3 protein-coding genes are annotated in these 3843 nt (G+C 40.2%); all 3 read right to left on the bottom strand.

The features are described 5' to 3' along the window. Positions 1 to 318: 318 nt before the first annotated feature. Entirely contained in the window at positions 319 to 1161 is an 843-nt protein-coding gene (locus E1176_RS04415) for a universal stress protein (protein ID WP_155209360.1), read from the bottom strand. 136 nt (positions 1162 to 1297) lie between these two features. Continuing rightward, a complete protein-coding gene (locus E1176_RS04410) occupies positions 1298 to 2194 on the bottom strand; it encodes a 1,4-dihydroxy-2-naphthoate polyprenyltransferase (protein WP_155209359.1) in 897 nt (298 codons plus the stop codon). Further along, a partial coding sequence (argS, locus tag E1176_RS04405) for an arginine--tRNA ligase (RefSeq protein ID WP_155209358.1) occupies positions 2194 to 3843 on the bottom strand: 1650 nt, incomplete at its 5' end. The genes E1176_RS04410 and argS, both read right to left, overlap by 1 nt.

The raw sequence follows: 3843 nt of genomic DNA, 5'->3' as shown, positions 1-3843 counted from the left end.
CTTTTTTCATTTTTTGTCTTGACACAAAAAACGAAACAAAAAAAAGTCAAGTCTGTGATGAAATAGGCTAAAATTTACTCAAAAGCCCTAAAATTCAAGAACTCATCACGCTCTGGCGTGACTCAAACAATTGAATTTTTACGGGCTCTGTCATAAATTTCTTAACGCAATTTCATCAAGGACGAGGCCAGGATTAAGGACGAGGCCAGGAGCTATAAGCAACAACATACTAGATAAATATGATAAAAGCACCGCTGACTAAGGCGGTGCTTTCTACATTGATAGGATGGTCAAAAAGTATGGCTTGAAACTAATTGCTTACTTGTCTATGACAAAAGTCATCACTGGTCGCTTGGCATGGTTTACAACATCTTCGGCAATGCTGCCGGTAAGCAAATGCGCTAAACCGGTTCTGCCGTGCGTGGCCATAGTTATCAGGTCTGCATTTAGGTAATCTGCAAAGTAAATGATGCCTTCTTCTTCACTGGCCTCATTATATACATGTACTTCATAGTTTTTTAAATTACATTTCTCAGCAAATTTGCGTAAGGCCGGAAGTGAAAGTCTGTCAGATTCGAAGTTATTTGGCGTATTAATCCTGACCAAATGAATTTTTGCATCATAAGCTTCTTGAAATTCTTTAACCACCTTTACACACTGTTCCTCACCTTCGTTTAATGCAGTGGCATAAACTATATTCTTAAAATCAAAATTGGTGGCTTTCTTATGAATTGTAAGTACAGGGCATTTGGCGTGTCTTACAACTTTTTCAGCATTAGAACCAATTAAAAACTCTTCGAAGCCGGTACTTCCTTTAGTGCCCATGACTACAAAATCGAAGTGCTCATCATTAATGTAATCTTTGATATTATGGTAAGGGTTTCCGATTCTCAGCTGTGTTTTCAAGCCGATGTTTTTGTATTTATTTTCAAGTTCTGCCAGCTCTTTTTTGGCCTTTTCAATCATTCTCACCACAAATAGTCGATCTTCCATATTTGGGAGTTCCAAATCTCCCGTATAGTGTACAGAGGTGACGGTTGTATCCTCAACCACATGAAGTACTATGACTTCGGCTTGTGACTTTTTAGCAATATTAATAGCCACTTCTATGGCATAATCGGCTTGCTCTGAAAAATCCGTGGGGACAAGTATTTTTTTCATAGTTGTAATATCAATTAAGTCTTACGAGGTTTTACTAAAGATAACGATTCTATCGATCAAATGATATGATCAAATATCTATTAGTAATTGCGCGAGATCAATGATATTAATCAGCTACAAACCGAACAATAGTCAATTATATAAGAAGGCCGATGCCAAAGAGGCATACGAATAGGAGGGTGCTGATAGCCATCTGCTTTAGAAACGGGTCAAGCTCATGACTTTCCTTTTTTGAAGCTACTGCTAAACCGTTTTTAATAAGAAGAGGTGTGACTAATAAAAACAACAGCTGCCAATAGGTCTCAAAATTTAATATGGTATATACAACAGCGGCAACAATACCTGTAAGTATGAGGAACCAATGATAGATAACAGCCTTTTCTCTACCTACTCGTACCGGTATAGAATATTTACCAGCTTTTTTGTCAGAGTCAATATCCCTGATGTTATTTACATTGAGTACGGCCACAGAAAAGAGTCCGCAGCTCATCGCAGGCAACAGCAAGTACAATTTCAGTTGTTGTGCGTAGAGGTAGTAAGAGCCCAAAACACCTACAAGACCAAAAAATATAAGCACGGATATATCTCCAAGGCCCATGTAGCCATAAGGCTTGCGACCTGCGGTATAGGCAAGAGCTGCTAAAATTGATAATAGGCCGAGTCCAAAAAAGAATAGAAAAGCTTCCCACTCAATACCAAAAGCAAGGTATAGTAAGTAAATTCCGCTTGCGAGGGTTAGTACTATAAATATAGCCATAGCCTTACGCATAGCTGCTAGTGTGATTTGTCCGGTCTGCACCATACGTTGAGGCCCTTTCCGGTCTTCACTGTCTGCACCGTTTATGGTATCGCCATAATCGTTGGCCAGGTTAGATAAGATCTGTAGCAAGATGGTTGTGAGCGCACAGAATAGAAAGATGCCTGCCTGAAAATTTCCTTCAGAGGCCGCCAAAAAACTCCCCATGCCGATACTGGCTAATGCCAGCGGCAACGTTCTCAACCTAAACGCTGTAATCCACGCTTTTGCTTTCATTACATTCTATCTGGTACGTTGGCACCTATAAGCCCCATGGCTTTCTTAATTACCTCTGCTACTTTGCCAGATAAGGCAATTCTAAACCTCAGCGCAGTCTCATCTTCTTCATTAAATATAGAAATTTCCTGATAGAAGCGGTTGTATTCTTTAGCCAGGTCGTATACGTATTGCGCTACAATATCGGGTGAGTAATTGTCGCCAGCTTCTTTGACTTTTGCCGGATAGTCTTTGAGTAAATGAATTAAGCTTAACTCAACAGGTTGCAACGTTTCAAGTTTATTAAAATCCTCTTCTTGTGGGGTAAAATTTAATTGCTCAGCTTTTCTAAGTATCGCGGCAATACGTGCGTGTGTGTATTGAATAAACGGACCTGTGTTACCCTGAAACTGAATAGATTCATTAGGATCAAAAAGCATCCGTTTTTTCGGATCTACTTTTAGTAAGAAGTACTTTAATGCTCCCAAGCCAAGCGTTTCGTATAGTTCTGCTGCTTGTTCTTTACTAAAACCATCAATTTTGCCCAACTCTTCGGTATGCTCGCGCGCTGTATCGATCATTTCATCCATCAGCTCATCTGCGTCTACCACCGTACCTTCTCTAGATTTCATTTTACCTGATGGTAAATCTACCATGCCGTACGAGAGGTGGTAGCAACCCTTGGCCCAGTCGTAGCCGAGCTTATCAAGAATCATAAACAACACCTTAAAATGATATTCCTGCTCGTTGCCCACTGTGTAAATCTGCTGTGAGATTTTTGGGTAGTCTCTATACCTTAGAATAGCTGTGCCGATATCCTGAGTCATATACACTGATGTGCCATCAGCTCTCAATAAAAGCTTCTCATCAAGCCCTTCTTCAGTGAGGTCTACCCAAACCGAACCATCATCTTTTTTAAAGAAAATCCCAGATTCAAGTCCCTTCTCGACTTCCTCTTTTCCTAATAAAAATGTCTGAGATTCATAGTAGAGTTTGTCAAAATCAACGCCCATTTGGTTGTAGGTGGCATCGAACCCTTTGTATACCCAGCCATTCATTTTCTCCCATAAGGCATAAGTATCAGGATCTTTTTTTTCCCATTTTAGCAACATTTCCTGGGCCTCTTTCATGATTGGAGCCTGCTTTTCAGCTTCAGCTTTCTCCATGCCACCCTCAACGAGCTCTGCTATTTGCTTCTTATACTCCTGGTCAAATTTTACATAATAGTCGCCTACAAGTTTATCACCTTTTTTGCCGGACGAATCAGGAGTTTCTCCCTCACCAAATTTTGTCCAGGCCACCATAGATTTACAGATATGGATGCCTCTGTCATTGATAATTTGCACTTTATGAACGGTATGTCCATTGGCCTTGAGGATCTCGGACACCGACCAACCCAGAAAGTTATTTCTCAGGTGACCCAGGTGCAATGGCTTATTGGTATTAGGAGAGGAGTACTCAACCATTACTTCTTTACCGGTAGAAGCTGACACACCATAGTTCTCAGTGGCCCAAATCTCAGCAAATAAGTTTGTCCAGGTTTTTTGGGTCAATACAATATTTAGAAAACCCTTAACAACATTATAATTTTCAACGATTTCAGATTTTTCAACCAGATAATCACCTATTGCTGCCGCGGTTTCTTCTGGCTTTTTCTTAGAAATCCGTGA

The sequence above is a fragment of the Fulvivirga aurantia genome, assembly GCF_009711475.1.
GTDB lineage: Bacteria > Bacteroidota > Bacteroidia > Cytophagales > Cyclobacteriaceae > Fulvivirga > Fulvivirga aurantia.
Note: the sequence above shows the minus strand (reverse complement) of the source record. Positions and strands in the feature narration are given on the sequence as shown.

Coding starts and splice junctions, on each gene's coding strand:
- E1176_RS04415 (WP_155209360.1), bottom strand. CDS start 1,161: ATGAAAAAAATACTTGTCCCCACGGATTTTTCAGAGCAAGCCGATTAT.
- E1176_RS04410 (WP_155209359.1), bottom strand. CDS start 2,194: ATGAAAGCAAAAGCGTGGATTACAGCGTTTAGGTTGAGAACGTTGCCG.